The following is a 24484-nucleotide window of genomic DNA, read 5'->3' as shown; positions in this document are numbered from 1 at the left end:
TAACATATGAATAGCATAGAACATATTAGTAGGTTTGTATTAAGAGCTGAAATCCTTGTTAAATCAAGGCAATAAGGCGATAATGTGTATTTGCGAACCTAAATTTGAAAGGCGGAAATCTTGATTACTCCTTGGCTTTTCCATTCGATAAACTACAAGAATTGGCTAACTATCCAGACTGGCGGAGAGAGAGGGATTCGAACCCTCGATACGGTATGACCCGTATAACGGTTTAGCAAACCGCCGCCTTCGGCCACTCGGCCATCTCTCCGGTTATGGCTTTACTTTATATCATCTAATAAGCATAATTTCTAGAATTATTTTATAATTTTTCTAACTAAATATAATCATTTTCCGGCTTTACGGAATTGCCCATAATCAAAGCTTCCTTATCACATCCGGATGGCCCTTTAAAGTCCATATACCAATAACTAGGTAACTCATCCCAACTACGGAAATATTCAATATATTTGTAAAACTGTTTAGCCTTGGCTTCGAGCGTTTTAATATCCGTGTTATCATCACAAATATCAAAAAGTTGTTGGGTTATGTAATAAATAGATTTAGTATCATTTTTATATTTATCTATTAAGTACTCTATAATTTCGATTCGCTTGTTTAAGCTAAGATTATAAGAGTCTGAAATTAACAATTTTACAAAATTCTCACTATCACTACAGATGCTAAATAATATGTTCTGAATGTTCTCAAATAATTTCTGATATTTAACTAAAAATCTATTCCAAGTTATTGCTTTAAGATTGACAAAACTCTTATAGTCTTTTGGTTGGCATTCGGGAATATATTTTTGTAACGGAAAAATTGAGGTTATCTAAATTTTGATGAAAATTGTTTAATTCTTCAAAATATGCAGCCATAAAAATGATTGTACACTGAGTAATAAGAAAATCTACAAAATAAAATTGATAAATAAATTTGATGATATTTGAATATCTGCTACTAACTTGCTGTCTAGTTTTCTAATATCATTTACTATATCACCTATATATTTTCACTCTTCATCCGTGTGATCTACATATTTAATATTTAAATCTTCAAAGGTAATAACTTTACCTTCGGCTATTTTATCTATTATCGTATAGTTTTTAATTATAGGTTCTTCATAATTAGCAATAATATAAATTTCCGGATTATATATATCTTTGAAGTTATTTCGCAGCATATTTTTTACTGCTTTTACCGTATTTTGATTTAGATAATCAAGCTCTAATATATGAGAATATTGGTAAGTAATAAACTTGCATGATCTATTTTATTAAAAGGAGCAACATACCATGGATATTCACCTTCTTTAATGTCTTTTTGGATAAGAGCAATTATAACATTCTTCTTTTAAAAATGTATCATTAGTATCTGTTAAGGCTAAATTTTAAAATCCTCTATTACCTTGTCTAAATAGCTCTGCCAATCACTAGTGAATAATTCTAGTAATTGCTTAAAAAAACTAAAACTAATTTGCATATAATAATATTAAGTTAATTTAAAAACTTTATGAATCAGAAGTTATTAGAGACAGTTATTGACTAATGTTATCTAAACAATGCTGTAGTTCTTCTAAATTACTTATATTACTTAACTTATATGGATAATTAATTTTCCGGAGCATATTTGTTAGTACGCTTCCTGCCCCTATTTCTACTATATGAGCAATTTCTAATTTGTGAAATAGTTCTAAAGTTTCACGCCATCTAACTCGCCCGCATATCTGAAGCATTAAATTTTGTTTGATTTCTGTAGGATCTAGAGTAGGTTTTGCGGTATAATTTTGGATTATCGGTATCAGAGGTTTATTAATTACAGCTTTATCAAGAGCTACTCGCATTTTTTCTTCTGCCGGCTTCATTAAGCTACAATGAAATGGAGCACTGACTTTCAGCTTTATTGCTTTATAACCTAAATCTTTAATTATACTAATAGCATGATCTATAGCTGTGGTCTTGCCGCTAATAACTATTTGTCCTTCGATGTTATCGTTGGCGATTTGGCATAAATTTATTTTGTTGATCTCTTCTAATATTTCTTCAAGTTTTTGAAACGGAATATTGATACAAGCCGCCATGCTTCCCTCACCTTCAGGACATGCTTCCTGCATAGATGTACTACGTATATGAAGTAGTTTTGCTGCTGTCTCAAGGTTAATACTTTCGGTGCTACATAAAGCACTATATTCACCTAGCGAATGACCGGCAGCATAATCGCAAAGACTATCCAAACTTTTACCGGTTTCAGCTTTGATAATATTTATTATTGCCATAGATACTGCCATTAATGCCGGTTGTGCGTTAGTGGTTAAGGTAAGTTCTTCAGAAGGTCCATTAAAAATTATATCAGTGAGTTTTCGGTTTAGTACTTCATCAACGATTTGAAAAGTTTCTTTGGCGGGTTTAAAATTATCATAAAAATCTTTCCCCATGCCGATCAATTGCAACCCTTGACCGGGGAAGATAAAAGCTGTTTTCATATTTTGTATTATCGATTGAGTTTATTAATAGATTTTATTAAAATTTTCTAAAATAGTCAAATTATTTTAAGCATTTTAACACTGTTTTTCAATTTTTACGCTATATATAATTTTTACAAAAGTATTAATTTTTCTTAGTTCTATAACTTGATTACTTCCAACTAGTACTATAAATTAAACTAAGAAAATATAAACAAGGAAATTAGTTATGAAGTTAAAAGAATATTTTAAAAAGTTAGAAAGTACAGCTTTTGGTCCGTGGCTTGCTGCATTTAAAAAATTATTTAGTAAAGAGGCATTAGAAGAGGAAATACTGAATATAAAACTAAAGGAATCTGAAAAGCAAGAGGTTAATAAAAAAGATTTAGTTATTTTATCTAATAATGTTATTGAAATTGGACAAAAAGATACAATAGCGCATGAAATTTCAAGAGTTAACCAATATAAAGAAAATATAGGTTTGGTATTTACTCTAATTACCAATATTCAATTAGAAAAATTTGCAGAATTTATCTCTAATTTACCGAAAAAACATAGTGAATTTAAGGATTACTTTTGTAGTGAAGAACAAAAAGATGGGTTTTTTAAAGAAGATGCTTATAAAAAAGTTGTTAATAAAGGTAAATTAGTTGAAAAATTCCAAAACTCATATAAATATAATTATGAAAAAATAGAACAAAATGTTCATGAATTACAAGCTTATTTAGATTCATGTGAATATAATTGTGGTATTCTTAAATCTGATTTATTAAGGCATGATTATTATCATAATGCATAAATTATTATGCTATCTATTTTAGAAGTAGCGGTTTCAATAAAAATCTTATTAATTTTCTTATGACAATATCTATAAATGATTTAAATTTAAGATATAGGAGTTAAATTGAAATAAAAAATATTTAAGTTGAAATTCAAATAAATGTTACTACTATTATGTAGTATCTAACTAAATTCTGTGAAATTAATGATGTTTGATCAGTTAAATATCTTATATCCTCTGTTAATAAGTATTTTTATTTTTCGTGTTGTAGTTGTTATTTCTAAAATAACAAAGTATAAACAAGCCTTAAAAAGAAAAAAATTTAAGTATTATTCCTTATGACCTTTTTCATAAGCATAATGCAGGGATGGTAATTGTTTAACCTTTCTATTTTAATTCTTACTTTATTTTCAAAGAAACTTTCTAAAATTTTTAACATAAGATGCTATTTAAATATATGTGCGTCTTAATAGTCTATTATATTTAATATAGCAGCTACTAATTGAGAGATTTATCGCAAGTTTGTTTGGCTATTTCATACCAGCAATTTTCAGGAGTGGTAGATTTATTACTAAAACCGCATATAATCAGCCTGTCTTTAGCTCTTGTCATTGCAACATAGAGTAGTCTTATATATTCTTGCAAATCTTTTAATTTTTCAGCTTCTTTCAGTTCTTGCAAAAACTCAGGAGTATCGGCAGCATTAGCAGAGAAAAACATTTCTCCTTTATCATCCCAAATAAATTTATTGCTGCTTATCGGTAAAGTAGTAGAATCGCATAATATAACAATAGGAGTTTCAAGCCCTTTAGAGCCGTGGACGGTCATTACTCTTATTTTGTCTGAATGCTCTATATCACGTTTAATATAGATATCGTTATTCTCAAACCAAGCAACGAATCCTTGCAGTGAATTATCTATATCATTTGCATAGTTTTTGCTTAATGTTAATAGCTCAGTTATCATATCATCACTATCATCATCGTAAAGCTCTCGTAAATTTAGATTATGTACCACTAAATCAAAGAAGTTCTCAACAATAGATATTTTATAAAGTTCAATTAGAGAATCTAACTTATTATATATCTCCTCATGTGAAGAGAGTATATCCCATAAGCTATTCTCACTTTTATTTACAAGAAGTTCGTATAATTGCTGCTCGCTTATTCCAATAATCGGTGATTTTAGTAAACCGGCAAGATTTAAATCATCATCAGGTAGTAACACAAATTTAGCTAATGAAATTAAATCCATTATAGTTAGATTTTCCTTAAGGTTCATTCTATCGCTTACCTCAACTTTAAGCTTAGCTTTGCTAAGTTCTTTGATCAGATTATTACTAAATTCATCTCTCTTTCTGACTAATATCATGAAATCTTTTTCAGATATTCTGTTTGCAGTAGATGGTAAAATTTCTTCGCTTTCTATTTGTTCTTTTATAAAATTTACGATTTTTTCTATGAGTAAATCGGCAGCAGATTTAGAATTTTCATAATCTTCAGGTAGTGCCCAAAAAAGCTCTTCTTGTTTTTCACTCGTCACTAATGGCCAAACCGTTACAGAGCCTTGATGTGTACGAAATGAGGATATTAAAGGATTATTCGAAAGGAATAAACCCGGGTAATTGGATTTTATATTTTTTAAAACATTATAAGTAAATTGTAAAATCTCTGTACATGATCTATAAGAATATTCAAGGGTGATATTTTTGAATTTCTTATTAGCATTTGTAAGATTTGCTTTTAGTCGCTCATTTACTAAGTTGAAATTACGAAGATCAGCCCCTTGAAAACTGAAGATCGATTGTTTATCATCGCCGACTATGAAAACACTATTATTTGGCCTCTCTACAGCATTAAACTCTGTTATTAAAGTAGTAATAATATTCCACTGCGAGGGACTTGTGTCTTGTGCTTCATCGACAAGAATATGATTTATCTCGCTTTCAAGCTTATGCAGCAACCACTTATGAGTAGTTTTATTATTTAGTAATTTCTCGGTGTAGTAAATTAAATCGTCGTAATCGAGTAAATTATTTTCTTCCTTATATGAATCGTATTTTTTTAAAATAATATGCGCAAGTTTAGTAAGTAAGTTCGTATGATATTCTAGCTCTTCTATGCGACGCAGCTCATCTAATCGGTAAATTTCAGAGGTAATTTTTTCTAGCTCTAGTAATAATTTAGGATATTTCCTTATTAATTCTTTCGATAAAAGGCTTTTTCGTTTTTTCCCATCTTTGGTAAAAAAAATTTCTTTCGGTGCTATCTCCACATCATACTCGGCAAATAAGTTTTTTACCTTATCGTAAATATTATTTAATTCCCCTAACGCTAATCTTTTATTAGATATTTCTTTGGGAATTTGCTTATTTATAAATAACTTTCTGAATTTAATTTTCTGCTCGATTATCTCGGTAAAAATATCTTGCAGAGTTATTTCATGAAATCGGTTAAGTAAAATTTTCATTAAGTCATTATGTTCATCGCTTAAGTAAATTTCGTTTCTGATATTTAGGAAGATATCTTGTAATTTAGTTTCTTCAAGGATTTTAAATTCTGGTGTTATGCCGGCTTCTAAGGGAAAAGTGTTAAGGATTTTTTGACAAAAAGCATGTATTGTATAGATATTTAAAAGCTTATTGCTATTTAGTATTTTATCATATAAAGTTTTTGCGTTTTCTGTGTCTTGCGGCGATGGCTTATTGCCGCTCATTAAGAAAAGTGCTTCTTCTAGTTTCTCGGCGTTGCAAAGAGAAAGATATTTAAGTCTGCTATTAATCCTTACTTGCATCTCTATAGCTGCAGCATTAGTAAAAGTAAGGCATAAAATATTGGAAGGCTCTACGCCCGTTATTAACAGACGTAAAAATCGATCGGTTAGGATTTTGGTTTTACCGGTACCGGCAGATGCCGATACCCAAACGGAGTAATTAGGATCGGATGCTTCTCTTTGTAAGTCACTCATTTATGTATCGATTTTCTACTGTTACCCCGTGGCTTGACCACGGGGCCCAGTCTTTTTAATTATTTTTCTGGATCCCGCTACAAGCTCGCGGGATGACATCCACAGCCATATAACGACGCCGATAAATTACATATATTACGATTAAAGAAATAGCAAGTCCAAACCAAGTTAGGGCGTATTCTAAATGGTCATTTCTGATTGCTGCTAAATGATTTATTGCAAGAGGTAATAAAATATCTAGATTGCTAATATCTTTTTCTTCCGCAATAATATAAAAATTCTCAAGATCTAAGCCTAACACTTTGGATGTTTCTTTTAAATTTAGCGTTAGCCACACATTATTTTTTATATCGTTAGCAGGTAAGTAGATACGAGTTTTTTCTGATGGCATGGTAACACCGATAATCTCGTGCTGCCGGTCGTTTGTAGCTTGCGTGATAATATTTTTATTGCGATTACTGAACCAACCTCGTGCTACTAAAATAACTTTATCTTCTATGGTTTTAAAAGGAGTAACTAAATAATATCCGTCTTTTTCACTCGACATTGACCTTCTACCGTATAAATATATGTCTTTATTAGGCAAAAATTGACCGGTAATTTTTACTTTGTGATAAGGTAAACCGTCTTGAATTTCTGCTAAATTAATTGCAGGTGAGGTTAGGTTAGCTTGCATTGAAGCTAAAAATAATTTCTTTTCTTTTAAACGACTAAGCTGCCAAAAGCCTAAAGAGATAAGTATTGTAAAGGTTATAAATACAAGAAAATTTGTTTTCATAGATAAGGGGATTGTTGATAATCGTCATTGCGAGCGATTAAAAGGAACGTGGCAATCTCATGAAATAATATAAAACTCCTGAGATTGCCACGTCGAGGCTTTGCCTCTCCTCGCAATGACGTTTTACTAAGCAGTTTTTAAAATCCTACTGAGAAACTCTTTATGTTTTTGCAGCTCTTCTTTTGTAGGTTTAATAACAATAGTAGTTTGCTCTGTTTTGTTATTTACTTGATTAGTTGCTAAATTATTTATTACGGCAGATTTATCAACCATTTTAAAAGCGGATTGTCTACCGCCCATTAACTCTACATATACTTCTGCAAGTAATGCGGCATCTTTCAAAGCTCCGTGAAGCTGCCTACCTGAATTATCAACTTTAAATCTTTTACATAATGCATCAAGATTATATTTTGAGCCTGGAAATATGCTTCTAGCCATTACTAAAGTATCAATAGTATTTGCTAGTTCCAAGAGTTTAATGTCGGTTCTTTTTAATAATGATAATTCGTGATTTAGAAATTTAATATCGAAAGGAGCATTATGAATAATCAGTTTGCTATCTGAAATAAACTCTAAAAAATCATCGGCTATTGTATGAAATAGAGGCTTGTCTTTTAAAAATTCGCCGGATATGCCATGAATTCTATAAGCCTCAAACGGCATATCTCGCTCAGGATTAATATAAAAATGAAAATTCCTGCCTGTTAATACCTTATTTACCATCTCAATAGCACCGATCTCAACGATTCGATGACCTTGTCGTGGGTCAAGTCCCGTAGTCTCGGTATCTAAAATTATTTCTCTTAAACTCGACATTCCAAATCCTTTATTAGCTTCGCTATTTGTTTTTCCAAGTCTAACATATCAACGCCGCTATTTATAGCAAAATCTGCTTTTGCTATTTTGCTTTCTTGTGATAGTTGAATTTCTTTGATTTTATTATAAATTTCTATATCAAACGAAGATCTCGTTATTGCTCTTTGCATTCTTATTGCTTCAGAGCAGTATATTGTTACGACAAAATCAAAATATTTCTCAAACTTAGCTTCATAAAGCAGTGGTATTTCGGCAAAGCCAAATTTGGAATTAGCATTTTCTTTTTTAAATAAAATGAGTTTATCTATTAGTAAGGGGTAAATAAAATTTTGTAGTTTTTCTCTAGCTAGGTCGTTATTGTAAATTAAATTACTGATTTTTCTAATATTGAAAGACTCAAGTTCAGGTAGTAATTTTAAAATCTGAGTTTGCAAAACTACATCTTGATATAATTCTTTTATGCATCTATCGGCACAAAAAGTTTTATATCCTTTTTCTGTTAAATAATCCAACATAAAAGTTTTACCCGATGCATAGCTACCGGTAATACCTATTGCTAACATTTTGTTATAAAAATTTTATGTTCATTAGCGAGTTTTATAGTTAATTCCTCTTCGACTATAATTACGTTATTTTTTTGAATCGCTACCCCTTTGTAATTATATTTAGCAAGATTCTTTATAGTATTAGGACCGATCGTCGGCATATCTAGTCTATTATCTTGACCTAATTTCGCTATTTTTACTAATACTCCTCCATGAGGATTGTTACGTAAATCTGCACATCTCGTTATTAAATTATCCGTTCCTTCGGCAGCCTCTATACCAAGTATATAGCCACTTTCAACTATAACCGATTGTGCGATATCGAATGCACTTAGATGATCCAATAATTTTATTCCAAGCTCAATATCATTTTTATCTGAACTTATAGGGTTAGTATTGGTTATAATATTGGAGTTACCTTGTTGATTTTTATATATTTCATTACTTGAAATTACCTTGAAACCGTAACTTTCAAAAAAATCCGCTACTATTTTTAGCAAACTATCATCTCCTCGAATTTTTTGCCCAACTATTTTGAAAAGCAATAAACTGCCTATTTTATCTACGGCTAAATTTTTAAAATTCGGTCTATTAACTCCACCGATAAAAATAATATTTTTTACCTTATGCTCCTTAAAATATTTTATAGCTTCCCCGACCATACCGATTTTTAAAATCTTATATTCAAAATCTTTAATTTGCTCTATATCAGCTTCGTCTTTAATTGCTGCGATATAGCAATTACCACCTTGCTTTGTATAATTACCTGCTATTAAGTAAGGTAATGAACCTCTGCCGGCGATAATTCCAAGATTTGGTAGCATAATTAAGTTTTTAATTTAGAATTCTAACCATTTATTATAAGTCCATTTTTAATATAAATCTAGAATTCTTATTTGACCTTTACATTTTAATCAAATTAAGGCATAATATGTGGTGCTAATATAGCTATAGTAATAAACGTAATTTAGAATAGAGGTTGCGGACTCGGGGGCAGTACCCGACGCCTCCACCAAAACTTTCTAAATAACTTGCTCCTAAAGGTAATTTGTACGTCGATCCGGTATTCGAATCCTCACGTTACTTACGTGCACCCTGCGGTTCTACGTTCCGTGTTGCCTTCAAATTTCTCTTTATTAGCTACGTCATTTAGAAAAGTTTAAATATGTAATAACTCTTAAAGAGTAGACAATACGAAGTTCATCGAGTATTTTTGGGGGGCGAAATAGGATCGACGTGCCTAATAAAAAGATTGCTTTTACTCGGGATGATTCCGCCGATGGCTTGTGCCATATGGGTCAAAACAAAGAAACGCAAACGATAATAATCGTTCTGTAGGTCATTTAGCTTTAGCAGCTTAATCCTACGCGGCTGGAGGGTGTGCCGGGCAACAGAACAACCCTCACTTATACTTGTTTAATTTGAAAAATTGGCATTGCCTAAAAACGGTTGATCTTGTCATTGCAGGCGAACGTAGAGAATGTGGCAATCTCATAAAGTAGGACTCCTGAGATTGTTTCGTCAAAACTTACAGTTTTCCCTTGCAATGACTTAAACTGTTCAAATTAAACTTCGTTGACTTATTTTTATTTATTTTTCTCGTATGAATATTGAATATAAAAAATTTGTGCATGAATATATGCTAGAATTTGTGAAAAAAATTCTAACAAAAATTCAGCATGAAAATTTATATTGGGATCAGTTAATATACATATCGTACAGAACCGATAACCCTGCAGTAATTTTACCTTCAAAAGTTAAACAGGCATATCCGAAACAGATAACAATAGTACTGCAATATCAGTTTGAAAATTTAATAGTAAATGATACGGGCTTTTCTTTAACGGTAAGTTTTAACGGTGTTAAAGAAATAATTTACGTACCTTTTGATGCACTTATTAGCTTTGTTGATTCCAATAATAATTACAATCTCACTTTTAATCAGTCGTTAAATATACATGAAAATCCTCAACATGAAGAGGCAATAAGTAATAATAAAAGTGATCAGACTTCATCATCATCTTCAAGTCCAAATGTTATAATGTTAGATAAGTTTCGTAATTCTTCTAAACCTAGTTAATGCATATTATGGATTCAAAAGTAGTGATATATACTGATGGTGCATGTGCAGGTAATCCAGGTCCCGGAGGGTGGGGAGCTTTGCTTCAATTTAATGATACTAGCAAAGAAGTATTTGGGTATGAGTTAGATACGACTAATAATCGTATGGAAATTACGGCAGCACTTGAAGCCTTGAGGATTTTAAAAAAATCTTGTAATATTGAGATTTATACCGATAGTAAATATTTGCAACAAGGAATTACCGCTTGGATTCATAATTGGATAAAAAATAATTGGTGTAAAAGCAACAATGAACCCGTTAAAAATGCCGATTTATGGCAAAAATTATACGCAGAATTGAGTAAACATACTATTATTTGGAAATGGGTAAAAGGTCATGCAAATAATAGCGGTAATATTGTTGCCGATAAACTTGCAGTGCAAGGAAGAGAAACTGCTATAGAAATTTTAAAATGTCTTGGATAGATAAGTGTTTTATTACTTTTTTTCACAAAAAAGTAGGAGAAGATGAGTTTTTGAATCAATATTATGAAAGCCGTAATATTGGTTATTTAGGGCGTCCAAGGAGGTTTGTTATTTATAAAAATGTAAATGAACCTACAAAAATTCCGCCAAGTTGGCACGCTTGGTTACATCATTTAGTAAATGAGATACCAAAAAATATTCAGCTTTTTCCATGGCAAAAGAATAATAAAATAGTTAAAAAGCTGCCTAAAACATCAAATCTTAAATATAATAGATGGCAACCGTAATTAATTAATAAAATATAAAAAACAATGCAACAGAACATTATTGAAACAATTATAGGCTTTGTAGTATTAATTATTGCTTTGCTATTTTTGATTTTTGCCTACAAAACAGGTAGTTCTATAACTAGCTCAAAAGGATATCAGGTAACTGCTCATTTCCAAAGTGCGGAAGGGATAGCAGTTGGAAGTGACGTAATGATTGCAGGTATAAAAATCGGTAGTGTAAAGCAAATTACTTTAGATCCAAATAGTTTTGATGCAAGTGTATATCTAAATATTAATGATGATGTTAAAATACCTAAAGATTCTAAAGCCCAAGTAGTCACCAGTGGGTTACTTGGAGGTAAATATATTTCAATTGTACCGGGTAATGACGATGAAAATTTAGCGGCTAATGAAGAGATAAAATATACTCAATCAGCAATTAATATTGAGTCATTAATTAATAAAATTGTTTCTTCATTCGGTAGTAAGTAGAAGTAATACGAAATAAAAAATCATTAAATTTAGCCGAATCTAGTTTAGATTCGGTTTTTTTATTGTTTAAGCTATTGTAAAGTTCTTATAATAGAAGCATCGTATAAGTTTTGTAGGCAAAATAATTTGCTTAACAAAATGTAAACTAATAAAGGAGTAAATTATGAAAGAATCAAATTCAAACTCTGCTAAAGCAGATGTCGAAGGTATCAAAAAAGATATTGAAAGCTTAGTGTCAAGATTACGTAATTTAAAAGGTAATCCAGAGATATTCTAGATGAGCAGTTAGGTAATTTATCATCCCGTTATGGAACATTATAAAGATAAAGGAATGGATAAAGGTAAAGCTAATGTAGCGGATTTATGTGAGTTGACACGTGACCACCCTTTGCGGAATCTCGCTTACGCTTTTGGTGCAGGTGTATTGCTCGCTATTCTTATGAAATAAGTAATTCCATGTTAAAATCTCTAATATATTAATTATTAAAAAGTAGCATTAAGCAAGAAGAGAAATCTTATGGCAAACCATTTGTCTATTTTTTTAATATTTTAGGTTTAGTTTTAATAATTATTGCTAATTATTGTTATTGTTCGGATAGTCTGGAATTTTATTTTCTTATGCAAAGCGGAATAATTTCTATTATATCTTCTATGGTTATTGAAGCTGTTAGATGTTATTTAAAATACAAAAATAGATATCGTACTTTAGATTGTTTAAGATCAAAAGATCAAAAAGTAGAGAGTTAGTAGAGAGCATCAGTACGTCGTTTACTGACTTAGTCTCAACTAAGACCTTAATAAGATATTTACCTACGATAATTCGCTATGTTCCAAGTACCGTACTGACATTTTTAGTATGTACTTATATTAAAAGAAAATTCTTAAAAAATGTTACATATCCACTTTTAGGTAAGTAGTAATTTATTTCTCGGTTTAGGTAACTCTAAACCGAGCTTTAAATAACTCTGTCTTACTTAAAAATATAGTTTCAATATTAAGCTCTTGATACCGAATTTGGTAAGATTCGCTTATACGACTTCGTTAAGCTCACTCTTAAATTTAAATTTGTTATTTGAGTGTCTAATTTTGTTTTTGGGAAATCTACATTATCTTAGCCAAGTGTATGAAAGTGTTTAAGCTTTCTTCGTCGTCTTTGGTCATTATATAATGCACTTTGACATATATAAGCATTTGATGTGTTTTGTCCGATATTTTATTTTTCTCTAAAAACGCATATGATTTATGAGTATTGTTATGTTCATCTTGTATACTAAACACTTTATTTACTGTAACTGATTTATCGGATTTTGATATAAAATCATCAATAAAATAGTTTAAAGAATCTCTAAATAATTCGCTTAATTGCTTATCATTTTCAAGTTCTTCATATGATAACGATCTTGCAGTTTTCAACTTAAAATATGATTTAATCATTTCAAGAGCAGAATATCTATCGCAGTTATTATTAAGAATTTTATATAACATTTTTTTATCAAAATATGCAGGTATTATTTTTAAATCCTTATTAATAATTTGCTGTTTGTAATAAGATAATTGACGCATAAACACGATAAAAGTAGCTGTAAGACCTGCAACTAAGATAGAGTATAAATTTAGTGATTGAAAAAGCATATTTTGAATATATTTAATTATCACTACTAATGATAGTATAGTATTTTTGCTGTTCAATCTAAAAATGAACCATTATTACTGTACATTATTTATTTTTTCTTTCAATTAGTTTATTTATCACATATCTATCCATGCTAATAAAATGAAGTAAATTGAAAGTACTAATTGTTAGTTTGTTTCTTGCTTTTAACGTTACTATTTGCTGGGGAATACAGTTAAATCTATATAATTACAACTATAAAAAACATCGCAATATATTATAGCTTTTTTCTATCAATTCACGGCATATATTAAGTTGCACTTCCTTTTCTTATTTATCGTGTAAAGTGAAATTTTCTATTGACTTTTATATAAAACAGTATAAATTTCTTTACAATTTAATTTTTTGTAAAGAATTTATGCTAGGCTATGAAAAAGAACAGAGAAGTTTAACAAGCGACCAAAAAGCAGCCACGGGAATTTTATCTACAGCTACTTTGCTTGAGTATTTTGATTTAATGTTGTACGTCCATTTAGCAGTATAAATGAATTGTTCTTTCCTAAATATGATGCGAGTGCAGCTGCTCTTCTCTCTGCCTTTACCTTTTGTTCTACCTTTATATTTAGACCACTAGGAGCATATGTTTTTGGTCGAATAGGTGATTATAAATTAGGGCGAAAATCTACTATTATTATCTACCTTAATGGCTTTATCCTGTATAATTATGGCAAATGCTCCTACTTATTATGAGCAAGTAGGTTATTTTGCTGCTGTATTAATCACAATTTGCCGTGCAATTCAAGGTATAGCTTCTGTAGGTGAAATAGTAGTAGCAGAACTTTATTTAACTGAAATTACAAAACCACCTATACAATATCCCGTAGTTTCTTTTATTGCCGTAGCATCAGTAATTGGGACAACTGTAGCTTTAGCTATAGTATCTTTAGTTACTACTCAAGGATTTAATTGGCGTCTTGCCGTTTGGATAGATGCAATTATTGCAGTTGTGAGAGGTTACGCTAAAGCTCATCTTAGAGAAACGCCTGATTTTGTAGATGCAAGTGCTAGACTTTTACGAAAATATGAAAAAGCAAATATCGACAAAAAAGAATTAAAAAACGATGAGATTTTTTACCAAAAACCTAATAAGAAGACAACTATATATTTTTTCATAATGGTTGTGCTTGGCCCATATTTTCTACTATACTTATATTACTTGTGGTGAAGTTTTAAAGAATGCATTTGGATATAGTGCAGCTCAGGTTATTCATCATAATTTTATTATTTCAATGTTCTACCTAGCTAGTATGTCTTTAATATGTTTTCTAAGTTATAAAATATATCCTTTAAAAATTCTTAGAGTAAAATTAGCTTTACTCTTATATTTATTCTATTTGCACCATACCTTTTAAAAAGTACAACTATACCTTTCCAGCTTCTTTTAATTCAAATAGGTTTGATAATATGTTCATTTGATACTGTTCCTGCTGTTTCAATCTTTTTTAGGCTCCGGTTTTTCAACGCTTTACAGTAGTATGATATATGCTGTTTCTAGAGCCTTAATGTGTATAATTACTTCGTTTGGAATTATATATTTAACAAAATATTGGGGTCAATATGGTTTGTTTGTTGTGATGGTTCCATTACTTATAATTTGTATGTTTGGTCTAAATCATTTTCAAAAGTTGGAAAAAGAAACAGGTTATTCATAGTGAATAATGATATTTATTTTTGTTGAGAAAATTTATCTTTGTATAAAAACCTATAGCAAATTTCATTAAACTTTTCTTCAATTTCATAACACTCTAAATGTATAGCAACAACTAGAAACTTCTTAAATGTTTCCACAATGATCTGCTTCGCTTTTTCAGGTGATTTAGCTGCTAATGTTTGTACATTATGAATACGAAAATAATTTTATAAGTGCGGTATCCTATCTTTTTTGCTTAATTAATAGGTTTAAGCTTTCCTCGACACTGATTTGTCCGTGAGGTTTAATTCTAGTTAAACCTTCTACATGTTTTGCTATTTCTTTACCAAAAATTTCGATGATCAGCTTTTCAGTAAGTTCTGTATCCTCAATAGTATAGTGGAAGTAGAGCAGCATTTATCATATTAGAAGTAAAAAGCTTAGGCGCTTCGTCTGCTACAAACTTTGCAAGCATAATCGCTACTTCGATCGGGTGCGAATAATACGGATCACCTGACTTACGCATTTGTGAACCATGATATTTACGAGTGTAGTAGATACCTGTTTTAACTTCCTCTATATCAACAGGATTTTTTACTTTAGTGTTTAAATATTCGAGTTTATCAACTAGCTTTTTAGCGTAAACACAAATTTCAAACTTTTCTTTCCAAGATTTTATATCTTCCATAAAAGTTATTTTATTTATATTAATAATAGTTGATTACAATTAAAGCAAAAGTGTAAAAATTGTAATAACAAATAATTTTTTAACTTTAAATAGATTAATAGTTTTTGGTTACATTGTATTTAAACAATTTCATTTTGTGTTATTATTTATTTTTGCTTCTTGTTCTTGCTGTAATTTATACCCTGCTGCTTTTTCTTCTATATAGTTAAAAAAGAAATAACAAAAAGTTAAAAAACTAGTGAGAATAATAGCAAATGTTATTAATATTAACTTAAGCTCTTTTCTTGCATTGTGAGCTTTGAAACGCTTTTCCTCCTCTTCATCTATTATTCACTCAAAGGTTAAAGTTTCTTCTTCTTTATTTTCCATATTTTAACTCTTATAAATTAAATTATATTATGAATGACAGAGTTTAATTATCATTTTTAAGAAAAGTAATCTATAAAGTAATTAAAATAAGTCGATGACTATAATTATTTAGAGTTGCAAAGATTATCATTACGCGGGAATGACATCGGAAGGCTAAATTACAGCATAAAACAACTGCTTTTAATCTTAATTTTTATGTTCCAGGATAAACTATAGTATGCTAAGATATTACTTTTAAAAATAAGTGATTATCAGTGTCAAAATTTTCTTTTAATATTCATCATCAGCATAAAAAAGCTAGAAGCGGTATTATCGTAACCGCACACGGTGAGATGCGTACACCCGCTTTTATGCCAGTTGGAACTAGAGGAACGGTTAAGGCAATGCTACCTGAATCGGTAGCAGAAACGGGAGCGGATATATTGCTTGGCAATACTTACCACTTAATGCTTCAGCCGACTGCCGAACGTATAGTACAGCTTGGTGGCTTACATAAATTCATGAATTGGGATAAGCCGATATTAACCGATTCTGGCGGTTTTCAGGTAATGTCGCTATCGAAGTTATGCAAGATAACCGAAGAGGGAGTAAGTTTCAGCTCTCATATTAACGGCGATAAATATATGTTAACTCCTGAGCGTTCTACCGAAATACAATATCTGCTCGGTAGCACAATCACTATGGCTTTTGATGAATGTACGCCTTACCCTGCAACCTTTGAAGAAGCTAAAACTTCTATGCAGCTTACGACTAGATGGGCGAATAGATCACGTAATGCTTTTGTTAAGCGGGAAGGCTATGCACAATTCGGTATTATTCAAGGTAGCGTTTACGAAGAATTACGTGAGCAATCGGCTAAGGATCTAGTAGAACTTGATTTTGAGGGTTATGCTATAGGTGGACTTGCAGTAGGTGAGGGGCAGGAGCTTATGTTTAAAGTACTTGATTATGCTCCTGAGTTTCTGCCGCAAAATAAGCCGCGTTATTTAATGGGAGTCGGTAAGCCTGTTGATATTATAGGTGCGGTTAGCAGGGGTATAGATATGTTTGACTGCGTAATCCCGACACGCTCAGGTCGCAACGGTCAGGCTTTTACGAAATACGGTACGGTAAATATCCGCAATAGCAAATATGCCGATGATAACAAGCCGCTAGAACATGATTGCCTATGTCCTGCTTGTAGAAACTATAGTAAAGCTTATCTACATCATTTAGTTAGAATCGGTGAAATACTTGGCTCTATGCTAATGACATGGCATAATTTAACATATTTCCAAAATCTCATGAGCCGTATTAGAGCATATATTAAACTAGGTAAAGATTTTGATTTTGATTCTTAAAGTAACTAGTTATAAAACATGCCTTATTACATTGTAAACGTACTTAAATGTGTTATGTTATGAAAAAAGTTTGTGCAGATCACACTTCAGTGATTGTAACTAGACAAAAACAAAAACCGGTGGTTATTATGTCGCTTGAAGATCATAATGCTATGGAGAAAACTATACTTGTTAAAAAGTCCTAAAAATGCTGAAAGACTAAAACGAGCAATTAGCGATTTTGAAGAAAATAAAAATTTTAGGAATTGGATTTGATTGTAAATTAAAATAAAAGTATGAACTACTAATGCAAAATATTGATTTAATATCTGAAGAGGAAGCACAAAAATTACTAGAAGAACTCGCTGATAAAATTGCAGCGTATAACCATGCTTATTATATAGAAGATAATCCTTTAGTTTCTGATAGCGAGTATGATCAGCTATTTAATACCAATCTCAAGTTAGAACAAAAATTTCCTCATTTAATTTTAGAAAATAGTCCTAGCAAAAAAGTAGGGGCTAAAATAGCAAATAAATTTGCTAAAGTTACGCATCAAGTACCCATGCTATCTCTCAGTAATGCTTTTGATGAGCAAGATGTGAGAGATTTTGTAGACCGTATAAAAATTTTCTTACGCCTTAATGAGTTTGCTCCTATCTTTTGTGAACCTAAAATAGACGGTTTGTCTTTTTCTGCTGTTTATAAACACGGGGTGCTTACAACGGGAGCTACAAGGGGTGACGGATATGTCGGTGAAGATATAACAGCAAATATTAAAACAATCAAAAATTTTCCTCATAAAATAGATAATGTTCCGGAGTTTTTAGAAGTACGAGGGGAAATTTATATTGAAAAACAAGATTTTTTAAATCTAAATAAAGAACAAGACGAGCAGGGCAAGGATAAATTTGCCAATCCTCGTAATGCTGCTGCCGGATCACTTCGTCAGCTTGATTCTTCTATTACGGCTAAAAGACCGCTCAAATATTTTGTATATTCAGGAGGGGTAACTGAACAGAATCTCGCTTCTTCACAAGATCAATTACTTACAAAATTAAAAGAATGTGGCTTTAATATTAATGAAATATCTAAACTTGCGAGTTCTGAAGAAGAAATTTTCGCCTTTTACGAATATCTCAAAACAAATAGAGAAAATTTACCTTATGAAATTGATGGAGTAGTATATAAGCTAAATGATTTTGTACTGCAAAATAGAATGGGCTTTATTGCACGAAGTCCACGCTTTGCTACCGCTCATAAATTTCCTGCAATAATAGGACAAACAAAGTTACTTTCTATTACTGTACAGGTTGGTAGAACTGGTACGTTAACGCCGGTAGCCGAACTTGAACCCATAGAAATAGGCGGGGTAACTGTTAGCAGAGCAACATTACATAATTTCCAAGAAATTGCACGAAAAGATTTGCGGATTAAGGATTATGTATTCCTGCAACGTGCTGGTGATGTTATTCCTAAAATCATGGGAGTTGATTTTGATAAACGTCCTAATGATACAGAAACGTTTGATACTCCTTTATTTTGTCTGTCATGCAATTCTAAATTGCATTATACGCCTGAAGATATTATTATACGCTGTGATAATGGCCTTAACTGCCCTGCTCAGAATTATGAGCGTATCCGTCATTTTGTATCGAAAAATGCTATGGATATTGAGGGGCTTGGGCGTAAGCAAGTTGAGTTTTTAATAGATAAGGGATTGATTAGTAATCCTTTAGATATTTTCTTTTTAAAAGAAAAAAATGACTCTAGCTTAGCAAAACTTGAAAATATGGATGGATGGGGTAAAAAATCAGTAGAAAATCTTTTTAAAAATATAGAAAAATCAAAAAACGTTAGTTTGCCAAGATTTATATATGCATTAGGCATAAGGCATATCGGTGAACAAAATGCTAAATTACTTGCTAGAGAATTTGGCAGCTATAATAATTTTATAGCTCAAATGGAATTGCTTAGAACAAATGAGCCTGATATTTATCAAAAACTAAACAATTTAGAAGGAATCGGTGATAAGATTTTAGTAGATATTATTGATTTTTTTGATGTTAAAGAAAATATTGAGCTTATCAAAAAACTTGGTGGAATATTAAATATTGAAGATTATAAAGAGACTAGAGAACAGAGTAGTTTAACGGACAAGATAGTCGTATTTACCGGTAGTTTATCGACGATATCTAGAGCAGAAGCTAAAGCAACGGCTGAGAAGCTTGGGGCTAAAGTTGCAGTTGGCGTATCATCGAACACGGATTTAGTTGTAGCCGGCGTTGGTGCAGGCAGTAAACTTAAAAAAGCTAAAGAGCTTAATATTAAAATTATTGATGAAGAAGAATGGCTTACGCTTATAAAAAATGTTTAAAGCAAGGCATTGCTAACTAAATGATAGTAAATAAAAAACTTGATGTCATTTCCACGAAAGCGGGAATGACATCGGAAAGCTAAACTACACTGTAAAACAACTTTTTCTAGGCAATGCTAAACTTTTTGACAAAGAAAGATAGAACAGTTATTGCAAAACATATTAATAAAATTCTAAAAGAAAGAAAACTAGACAATATAGTATGTGCAAATTTTGCACATACTGCCGCTGATGGTAAAACATACCAAGTAGAATACTATAATTTAGATATGATAATATCAGTAGGATATAGGGTAAATTCTAAGAGAGGGATCGCTTTCAGAAAATGGGCTACTAACTTACTTAAAGAATGTCTAATTAAAGGCTATAGTATTAATCTACACTGCTTTTACGAAAGATTGCACAGTAAAGTTATACTATGATATAATATATAATTACTGTAGCTAAATTAGACGAGATGCCTAAATCTACTAATACGAGAAGCCATTAAAAATTATTTACGTGAACTAAAAGAAGATAGAGAAGATGCAGAAACTGCTTTAGCAAGAAGCAATAATAAAAGTGATAAATTACTTACTTCAGCAGAAGCAACGGAATTCTTAAAAAAGAAATATGGTTTATAAAGTATATGCTCTATGTCATTCCCGCGAAAGCGGGAATGACATAGAGCCATGCGTGCGAGTTGGTCATAGAAGTGAAATTTATGATTAATTTAAAATGAACTATCGTCATATTTATCATGCAGGCAATTTTGCCGATATAGTCAAACATTTAGTCCTAATTAGTATTTTAGAACAACTCAAGAAAAAAGAAAAACCTTTTGCGGTTTTAGATGCTTTTACTGGGCTAGGTCTTTACGATTTAAACTCGGAGGCGGCTTCTAAAACTCTAGAAAGCGATACGGGAATTAATAAATTACTGCAAGCTACCGATCCTATTCCTCAGCTCTTACAAACTTTTTTAAATATAATAAATATAGCAGGCAAAAGTCACTACCCAGGTTCACCTTTTATAATTAAGCAATTATTAAGACCAAATGATTGCTCAATTGCCTGCGAACTTTCATCCAAGCGATTATTTAAGTTTAAAAAAATTATTACCAAATGATACGCATAATATAGATGCTTATAATGCTATCAAAGCTTTGCTACCATTTAAAGAGAATAGAGGATTAATTTTTCTTGATCCGCCTTTTGAAGTAAAAAATGAGTTTCAAAAATTACTTGAAGCACTTAAAAAAATTAAGCTACGAGTTCTTAATAATACTGTCTTAATTTGGTATCCTATAAAAGATTTATCTTTAGTCCGTGATGTTTACCATAATTACAAAAATATCGGATTTAAAGAAACTATGATTATTGAATATGAGCTTTTAAATAGTGATAAAAATATGGTAAAGTGTGGGTTAATGTTAATTAACCCTCCAAATATTAGAGGAGAATTAGAGAAATTAACAGAATATTTAAGTGGCACTCTTAATTTGAAATTTACATACATTTATCTTTAATGTCTTTTAAAAAATATATCTTTTTACTGTTTATAGTTTTTCTTGTTCAAGGTTGTAGCAGTATTAAAAAATCTAGTGATACTACGTTACTTGCTACTACTTCATCTCAATTAAAACAAAAATATAAAATCAGCCATGCGGATTTAGTAGTACAGTATGATTTAACAAACAAAAATAGCAAATGTATATATGCAAAAAACTTAGGTCTAATAATTAATAACCCTAAACAAAATAAGATTTTTTTACACAAATTACATAATAAAAACCTGGCAGAATTTAATAAAGCAGCTGAAATAAAAATAGCTAATATAAAGGCAGTTGTAACGAAACTACATTCAAAATATAAGTTTCTCTCTAAACCGGAAGCTAGCTATTTTGCAAACAAACAAACTCATAGGAATAATATCTCAGAATTAACCAAGCTTGATAAAATAATTAGTACAATACCACTTATGATGTCGGAATATGAGCCGAAAATTACTAGCCATTACGGAACTAGGACAAGTCCTCATAAAAAGAAAAGAAAAAAGAAATGTTTCCATAGCGGTATTGATTTACAAGCTAAAAAAGCAGCACCGATATATGTAGCAGCAAGCGGAATTGTTATAAAAGCCGCTAGAGCACCTGATTACGGGAATTTTGTTGAGATTAAACATGGACGCAAATTTGTTACGAAATATGCTCATTTAAAAGAAATGTCAGTCAAGGAAGGAAATAAAATTAAGCGTGGTCAATTTATCGGTATACAAGGAAGCACTGGTAATGCAACGGGTGAACATTTGCATTTTGAAATTCTGTTAGATAATAAAGCAATCAATCCGTTTGACTTTATTTTTAACTACCATAAATGTTAAACTATGATCAAACTTTTATATCCTGAATTTTGGCAGAAGCGAAATATTATAGCTTATTTGCTTTTGCCTATAAGCGTGATATATCAATTTTTAGGCTATTTACGAGCTAGTTTAGCACGTCCTATTATGTTGCCTGCTAAAGTTATTTGTGTCGGTAATTGTAGCGTAGGAGGTACGGGTAAGACGCAGATAGTAATGTATCTAGCCAAATTACTAAAAGCTAGAAATGTAAGTTTTGTAATAGTAACTAAGGCTTATGGTAGTAACCTTACAAGTGCAACTACCATACATCAAGGACATACAGCATTAGAGGTAGGAGATGAGGGGGTAATACTTGCAAAGTACGGAGCAGTTATTGCTACTAAAAATATTAAAGAGATTGTGCCGTTACTTAACGAGCTTAAACCTGATATAATAATAGTTGATGATTTCCTACAAAATCCTTATTTTCATAAAGACTTTACTATAGTCTCAGTAGATAGCCAAAGGCTTTTCGGCAACGGTTTTCTAATTCCTGCTGGTCCTTTAAGACAATATCCAAATAAAGCCCTTGATGCAGCTGATTTAATTTTTTTAGTCAGTAGCCACCAAGATAAAATACCAAATATTTTAACTCCTTATGTCAATAAGTTAATAAATGCTCAGATAGTTCCTTCAAATAATATAGATAAAACTAAAAATTATTTTGCTTTTAGCGGTATCGGTAATCCTGAGCGTTTCTTTGCGACTTTAAAAAATTACGGATTAAATATAACCGGTTACAAAATTTTTCCTGATCATTATAATTATTTACAAGCAGATTTAGAAAATTTATATTCATTAGCTAAAGAGCATAATGCTACTTTAGTTACTACAAGAAAAGATCATGTTAAGTTTAATGATTTAAATAATAATATTGTCTGTCTAGATGTAGAATTATCTATAAACCATCCTGATTTATTAAATGAAAAAATTTTTAAAAAAGCTTAGATATTTAATTGAGTATTTTATCGTTGTTATATTCCTGAAAGTAATAGGAATATTCGGTGTAGATAAAGCGGCGGATATTTGTAGTTTTATAGCAAGAAAAGTCGGTACATTATTTGCTGTTAATAAAATTGCTAGACGAAATATTAAAGTAGTATTCGGCGATATGTGTGATGTTGAAACAATCATAGATCAAACTTGGGATAATTTTGGTAGGTTTATCGGTGAATTTACATATGTTAGCAAGATGGATGAAGCCGAGTTAGAGCGTAGAATCACAATAATCGGCATAGAAAATATTAAAAAACTTGAAGGACAACCTTTTTTATTATTTGGCGGTCACTTTGCCAATTGGGATATTAGTATTAAGATTCTTCATAAATTTTATCCGAAAGTTGCCGTAATTTATCGTAAAGCAAATAACCCGTATGTTAACAAGTTGGTTAATGAAAGTCGTGCCGGTGATAAATTAAGACTTATACCGAAAGGTCCTGAAGGTAGCAGAGCTTTAGTTAGGGCTATCAAGGAGAGTGAATCTATTGTTATGCTTGTTGATCAAAAAATGAACGATGGAATTGAAGTGCCTTTTTTAGGGCATCCTGCTATGACTGCAAGCGCCATCGCTAAAATTGCTTTGCAGTATAAATATCCAATTATACCTTGCCAAATCATTAGAACTAAAGGCAGTTATTTTAAAGTAATAGTTCACCCGCAATTAAAGTTTGAGCAAACCGGCGATAATAAAGCCGATTGCTATAATATTATGCTTAATATTAATCAAATGCTAGGCGAATGGGTTAAGCAAAATCCTGCTCAATGGTTTTGGTTTCACAATAGATGGAAGAAATGAAACATCATTGCGAGCAGCCGTAGGCTGCGTGGCAATCTCGTCAAATATCCTGAGATTGCTTCGTCAATTGCTATGCAATTTCCTCGCAATGACAAAAAAATGAGCCACGGTATGACATTTTAAGAAAGCATAGTCCGTAATTTCTCAAGTACTTCTTGAGCGTGATTTTTAGCATTTACCGACCGCCAAATATGCTTAACTATGCCTTCCTTATCAAGTAAAAACGTAGCTCTATCAATACCCATATATTTTTTACCGAACATTGATTTTTCTATCCATACCCCTAGTTGTTCGCATAAATTTGAATTTGCATCAGAGGCTAAATCAAATCCTAAACTATATTTTTCTTTAAATTTATCATGAGAGTCAAGCTTATCTTTGGATACTCCGATAATTACCGTATTAAGTTTATCGAATTCCGGTTTTAGCTTGTTAAAATCTTGTGCTTCAATAGTACATCCAGGTGTATCGTTTTTCGGATAAAAATATAATATTACGAATTTTCCTTTTAAATCCGATAGTTTAATTACGTTATCTTGACCTATGTGTAAAGATAAATCAGGAAGTTTTTTTCCTAGTTCTAATGTCATAACACC

The 24484-nt window shown here is 31.1% G+C and carries 27 protein-coding genes, 1 tRNA gene, 1 other RNA gene and 3 pseudogenes; 18 read left to right on the top strand and 14 right to left on the bottom strand.

The window, feature by feature from the left end; genetic code table 11:
- Positions 1–179: 179 nt before the first annotated feature.
- From RAF_RS05705 to fabD, 4 genes are all read right to left on the bottom strand, one after another.
- Positions 180–271, bottom strand: a tRNA-Ser gene (locus tag RAF_RS05705).
- Between the two features lie 66 nt (positions 272–337).
- Positions 338–652: a hypothetical protein gene (locus RAF_RS05700; RefSeq protein ID WP_012719987.1), complete on the bottom strand. Its 315-nt coding sequence runs from the start codon at positions 650–652 to the stop codon at positions 338–340.
- 360 nt (positions 653–1012) lie between these two features.
- Positions 1013–1183 carry a hypothetical protein gene (locus tag RAF_RS09505; RefSeq protein ID WP_200858171.1) on the bottom strand — a complete coding sequence of 57 codons (171 nt, stop codon included), beginning with the start codon at positions 1181–1183 and terminating at the stop codon, positions 1013–1015.
- 354 nt (positions 1184–1537) lie between these two features.
- Positions 1538–2482 (bottom strand): ACP S-malonyltransferase, encoded by a 945-nt coding sequence (gene fabD, locus RAF_RS05680; protein ID WP_012719986.1) that lies wholly within the window; start codon positions 2480–2482, stop codon positions 1538–1540.
- Between the two features lie 208 nt (positions 2483–2690).
- Between fabD and RAF_RS05675 the strand changes: the two genes are divergently transcribed.
- The gene (locus RAF_RS05675; protein WP_012719985.1) at positions 2691–3260 is read left to right on the top strand and encodes a hypothetical protein; all 570 of its coding nucleotides are present in this window, start codon (positions 2691–2693) and stop codon (positions 3258–3260) included.
- A gap of 480 nt (positions 3261–3740) precedes the next feature.
- On the opposite strand, the gene RAF_RS05670 is transcribed toward RAF_RS05675, so the two are convergent.
- The 5 genes from RAF_RS05670 to RAF_RS05650 form a co-directional block, all read right to left on the bottom strand.
- Positions 3741–6209, bottom strand: coding sequence for a UvrD-helicase domain-containing protein (locus tag RAF_RS05670; protein ID WP_012719984.1), 2469 nt, complete (start codon positions 6207–6209; stop codon positions 3741–3743).
- 55 nt (positions 6210–6264) lie between these two features.
- Positions 6265–6987 carry an SURF1 family protein gene (locus RAF_RS05665; RefSeq protein WP_012719983.1) on the bottom strand — a complete coding sequence of 241 codons (723 nt, stop codon included), beginning with the start codon at positions 6985–6987 and terminating at the stop codon, positions 6265–6267.
- A 126-nt stretch (positions 6988–7113) separates the two neighbouring features.
- Positions 7114–7803: a DNA polymerase III subunit epsilon gene (gene dnaQ / locus RAF_RS05660; RefSeq protein ID WP_004997573.1), complete on the bottom strand. Its 690-nt coding sequence runs from the start codon at positions 7801–7803 to the stop codon at positions 7114–7116.
- Complete coding sequence (gene coaE, locus RAF_RS05655) at positions 7791–8366, bottom strand: dephospho-CoA kinase (protein WP_010977684.1); 576 nt, start codon at positions 8364–8366, stop codon at positions 7791–7793. Before coaE ends, dnaQ begins: the two co-directional genes overlap by 13 nt.
- Complete coding sequence (locus RAF_RS05650) at positions 8360–9172, bottom strand: LpxI family protein (RefSeq protein WP_012719982.1); 813 nt, start codon at positions 9170–9172, stop codon at positions 8360–8362. Before RAF_RS05650 ends, coaE begins: the two co-directional genes overlap by 7 nt.
- Positions 9173–9246: 74 nt before the next feature.
- On the opposite strand from RAF_RS05650, the gene ssrA reads away from it, so the two are divergent.
- The 7 genes and pseudogenes from ssrA to RAF_RS05620 all read left to right on the top strand — a co-directional run bounded on the left by ssrA (position 9247) and on the right by RAF_RS05620 (position 12573).
- Positions 9247–9755, top strand: a transfer-messenger RNA (tmRNA) gene (gene ssrA / locus RAF_RS07110).
- 196 nt (positions 9756–9951) lie between these two features.
- Positions 9952–10428 carry an SspB family protein gene (locus tag RAF_RS05645; RefSeq protein ID WP_012719981.1) on the top strand — a complete coding sequence of 159 codons (477 nt, stop codon included), beginning with the start codon at positions 9952–9954 and terminating at the stop codon, positions 10426–10428.
- Positions 10428–10895: a ribonuclease HI gene (gene rnhA / locus RAF_RS05640; protein ID WP_012719980.1), complete on the top strand. Its 468-nt coding sequence runs from the start codon at positions 10428–10430 to the stop codon at positions 10893–10895. Before RAF_RS05645 ends, rnhA begins: the two co-directional genes overlap by 1 nt.
- Positions 10883–11182, top strand: a complete 300-nt coding sequence (locus tag RAF_RS05635) for an NADH-ubiquinone oxidoreductase subunit NDUFA12 family protein (protein ID WP_012719979.1) — start codon at positions 10883–10885, stop codon at positions 11180–11182. The genes rnhA and RAF_RS05635 overlap by 13 nt, the downstream gene beginning before the upstream one ends.
- Before the next feature lie 24 nt (positions 11183–11206).
- Positions 11207–11656: an outer membrane lipid asymmetry maintenance protein MlaD gene (gene mlaD / locus RAF_RS05630; protein ID WP_012719978.1), complete on the top strand. Its 450-nt coding sequence runs from the start codon at positions 11207–11209 to the stop codon at positions 11654–11656.
- A 163-nt stretch (positions 11657–11819) separates the two neighbouring features.
- Positions 11820–12104: pseudogene (locus RAF_RS10645) on the top strand (hypothetical protein).
- Between the two features lie 47 nt (positions 12105–12151).
- Positions 12152–12573 (top strand): annotated as a pseudogene (locus RAF_RS05620) (hypothetical protein).
- Between the two features lie 184 nt (positions 12574–12757).
- Here RAF_RS05620 and RAF_RS05615 read toward each other — a convergent pair.
- Complete coding sequence (locus RAF_RS05615) at positions 12758–13288, bottom strand: hypothetical protein (RefSeq protein ID WP_041472041.1); 531 nt, start codon at positions 13286–13288, stop codon at positions 12758–12760.
- A gap of 398 nt (positions 13289–13686) precedes the next feature.
- Between RAF_RS05615 and RAF_RS10105 the strand changes: the two genes are divergently transcribed.
- Together RAF_RS10105 and RAF_RS10100 are read left to right on the top strand one after the other, a co-directional pair.
- Entirely contained in the window at positions 13687–13812 is a 126-nt protein-coding gene (locus RAF_RS10105) for a hypothetical protein (RefSeq protein WP_014411011.1), read from the top strand.
- 159 nt (positions 13813–13971) lie between these two features.
- Positions 13972–14493 (top strand): MFS transporter, encoded by a 522-nt coding sequence (locus RAF_RS10100; RefSeq protein WP_234943888.1) that lies wholly within the window; start codon positions 13972–13974, stop codon positions 14491–14493.
- A gap of 853 nt (positions 14494–15346) precedes the next feature.
- On the opposite strand, the gene RAF_RS05600 is transcribed toward RAF_RS10100, so the two are convergent.
- Positions 15347–15646, bottom strand: a complete 300-nt coding sequence (locus RAF_RS05600) for a bifunctional (p)ppGpp synthetase/guanosine-3',5'-bis(diphosphate) 3'-pyrophosphohydrolase (protein WP_041471936.1) — start codon at positions 15644–15646, stop codon at positions 15347–15349.
- A gap of 129 nt (positions 15647–15775) precedes the next feature.
- A complete protein-coding gene (locus RAF_RS10095) occupies positions 15776–15976 on the bottom strand; it encodes a hypothetical protein (RefSeq protein WP_234943947.1) in 201 nt (66 codons plus the stop codon).
- A gap of 293 nt (positions 15977–16269) precedes the next feature.
- Here RAF_RS10095 and tgt point away from each other — a divergent pair, with 293 nt between their 5' ends.
- The 4 genes from tgt (at position 16270) to rhuM (ending at position 20133) form a co-directional block, all read left to right on the top strand.
- On the top strand, positions 16270–17355 hold the full coding sequence (gene tgt / locus RAF_RS05595; protein ID WP_004997587.1) for a tRNA guanosine(34) transglycosylase Tgt: 1086 nt from the start codon (positions 16270–16272) through the stop codon (positions 17353–17355).
- 59 nt (positions 17356–17414) lie between these two features.
- Positions 17415–17540: a type II toxin-antitoxin system Phd/YefM family antitoxin gene (locus RAF_RS10090; protein WP_083762123.1), complete on the top strand. Its 126-nt coding sequence runs from the start codon at positions 17415–17417 to the stop codon at positions 17538–17540.
- Positions 17541–17641: 101 nt separating this feature from the next.
- The gene (gene ligA / locus RAF_RS05590) at positions 17642–19711 is read left to right on the top strand and encodes an NAD-dependent DNA ligase LigA (protein WP_012719973.1); all 2070 of its coding nucleotides are present in this window, start codon (positions 17642–17644) and stop codon (positions 19709–19711) included.
- Between the two features lie 113 nt (positions 19712–19824).
- Positions 19825–20133 carry a RhuM family protein gene (gene rhuM / locus RAF_RS08235; RefSeq protein ID WP_012719972.1) on the top strand — a complete coding sequence of 103 codons (309 nt, stop codon included), beginning with the start codon at positions 19825–19827 and terminating at the stop codon, positions 20131–20133.
- A 71-nt stretch (positions 20134–20204) separates the two neighbouring features.
- Here the strand turns inward: rhuM and RAF_RS09050 are convergent, their stop codons facing one another.
- A complete protein-coding gene (locus tag RAF_RS09050) occupies positions 20205–20384 on the bottom strand; it encodes a hypothetical protein (protein WP_155813506.1) in 180 nt (59 codons plus the stop codon).
- 44 nt (positions 20385–20428) lie between these two features.
- Between RAF_RS09050 and rlmJ the strand changes: the two are divergent.
- The 4 genes and pseudogenes from rlmJ (at position 20429) to RAF_RS05565 (ending at position 23888) form a co-directional block, all read left to right on the top strand.
- Positions 20429–21218, top strand: a pseudogene (rlmJ, locus tag RAF_RS08880) (23S rRNA (adenine(2030)-N(6))-methyltransferase RlmJ).
- Entirely contained in the window at positions 21218–22072 is an 855-nt protein-coding gene (locus RAF_RS05575) for a M23 family metallopeptidase (protein WP_012719971.1), read from the top strand. The pseudogene rlmJ and the gene RAF_RS05575 overlap by 1 nt, the downstream one beginning before the upstream one ends.
- Positions 22073–22075: 3 nt before the next feature.
- Positions 22076–23041, top strand: a complete 966-nt coding sequence (gene lpxK, locus RAF_RS05570; protein WP_012719970.1) for a tetraacyldisaccharide 4'-kinase — start codon at positions 22076–22078, stop codon at positions 23039–23041.
- Positions 23016–23888, top strand: coding sequence for a lipid A biosynthesis lauroyl acyltransferase (locus RAF_RS05565; RefSeq protein WP_012719969.1), 873 nt, complete (start codon positions 23016–23018; stop codon positions 23886–23888). The genes lpxK and RAF_RS05565 overlap by 26 nt, the downstream gene beginning before the upstream one ends.
- Before the next feature lie 119 nt (positions 23889–24007).
- Here RAF_RS05565 and bcp read toward each other — a convergent pair whose 3' ends face one another.
- On the bottom strand, positions 24008–24478 hold the full coding sequence (bcp, locus tag RAF_RS05560) for a thioredoxin-dependent thiol peroxidase (RefSeq protein WP_012719968.1): 471 nt from the start codon (positions 24476–24478) through the stop codon (positions 24008–24010).
- Between the last annotated feature and the right edge of the window lie 6 nt (positions 24479–24484).

The sequence above is a fragment of the Rickettsia africae ESF-5 genome (genome assembly GCF_000023005.1).
Taxonomy (GTDB): domain Bacteria; phylum Pseudomonadota; class Alphaproteobacteria; order Rickettsiales; family Rickettsiaceae; genus Rickettsia; species Rickettsia rickettsii.
Note: the sequence above shows the minus strand (reverse complement) of the source record. Positions and strands in the feature narration are given on the sequence as shown.

Bases quoted from the DNA above. Each gene is read 5' to 3' on its own strand.
- mlaD (WP_012719978.1), top strand. From the start codon at position 11,207: ATGCAACAGAACATTATTGAAACAATTATAGGCTTTGTAGTATTAATT.
- RAF_RS05675 (WP_012719985.1), top strand. From the start codon at position 2,691: ATGAAGTTAAAAGAATATTTTAAAAAGTTAGAAAGTACAGCTTTTGGT.
- ligA (WP_012719973.1), top strand. From the start codon at position 17,642: ATGCAAAATATTGATTTAATATCTGAAGAGGAAGCACAAAAATTACTA.
- RAF_RS10090 (WP_083762123.1), top strand. From the start codon at position 17,415: ATGAAAAAAGTTTGTGCAGATCACACTTCAGTGATTGTAACTAGACAA.
- RAF_RS05565 (WP_012719969.1), top strand. From the start codon at position 23,016: ATGAAAAAATTTTTAAAAAAGCTTAGATATTTAATTGAGTATTTTATC.
- RAF_RS05575 (WP_012719971.1), top strand. From the start codon at position 21,218: ATGTCTTTTAAAAAATATATCTTTTTACTGTTTATAGTTTTTCTTGTT.
- RAF_RS09505 (WP_200858171.1), bottom strand. From the start codon at position 1,183: ATGCTGCGAAATAACTTCAAAGATATATATAATCCGGAAATTTATATT.
- rnhA (WP_012719980.1), top strand. From the start codon at position 10,428: ATGCATATTATGGATTCAAAAGTAGTGATATATACTGATGGTGCATGT.
- coaE (WP_010977684.1), bottom strand. From the start codon at position 8,366: ATGTTAGCAATAGGTATTACCGGTAGCTATGCATCGGGTAAAACTTTT.
- dnaQ (WP_004997573.1), bottom strand. From the start codon at position 7,803: ATGTCGAGTTTAAGAGAAATAATTTTAGATACCGAGACTACGGGACTT.
- RAF_RS05645 (WP_012719981.1), top strand. From the start codon at position 9,952: ATGAATATTGAATATAAAAAATTTGTGCATGAATATATGCTAGAATTT.
- RAF_RS09050 (WP_155813506.1), bottom strand. From the start codon at position 20,384: ATGGCTCTATGTCATTCCCGCTTTCGCGGGAATGACATAGAGCATATA.
- RAF_RS05615 (WP_041472041.1), bottom strand. From the start codon at position 13,288: ATGCTTTTTCAATCACTAAATTTATACTCTATCTTAGTTGCAGGTCTT.
- RAF_RS05665 (WP_012719983.1), bottom strand. From the start codon at position 6,987: ATGAAAACAAATTTTCTTGTATTTATAACCTTTACAATACTTATCTCT.
- RAF_RS10100 (WP_234943888.1), top strand. From the start codon at position 13,972: ATGGCTTTATCCTGTATAATTATGGCAAATGCTCCTACTTATTATGAG.
- bcp (WP_012719968.1), bottom strand. From the start codon at position 24,478: ATGACATTAGAACTAGGAAAAAAACTTCCTGATTTATCTTTACACATA.
- RAF_RS05635 (WP_012719979.1), top strand. From the start codon at position 10,883: ATGTCTTGGATAGATAAGTGTTTTATTACTTTTTTTCACAAAAAAGTA.
- fabD (WP_012719986.1), bottom strand. From the start codon at position 2,482: ATGAAAACAGCTTTTATCTTCCCCGGTCAAGGGTTGCAATTGATCGGC.
- RAF_RS05650 (WP_012719982.1), bottom strand. From the start codon at position 9,172: ATGCTACCAAATCTTGGAATTATCGCCGGCAGAGGTTCATTACCTTAC.
- lpxK (WP_012719970.1), top strand. From the start codon at position 22,076: ATGATCAAACTTTTATATCCTGAATTTTGGCAGAAGCGAAATATTATA.
- rhuM (WP_012719972.1), top strand. From the start codon at position 19,825: ATGCTAAACTTTTTGACAAAGAAAGATAGAACAGTTATTGCAAAACAT.
- RAF_RS05670 (WP_012719984.1), bottom strand. From the start codon at position 6,209: ATGAGTGACTTACAAAGAGAAGCATCCGATCCTAATTACTCCGTTTGG.
- RAF_RS05600 (WP_041471936.1), bottom strand. From the start codon at position 15,646: ATGGAAGATATAAAATCTTGGAAAGAAAAGTTTGAAATTTGTGTTTAC.
- RAF_RS10105 (WP_014411011.1), top strand. From the start codon at position 13,687: ATGCTAGGCTATGAAAAAGAACAGAGAAGTTTAACAAGCGACCAAAAA.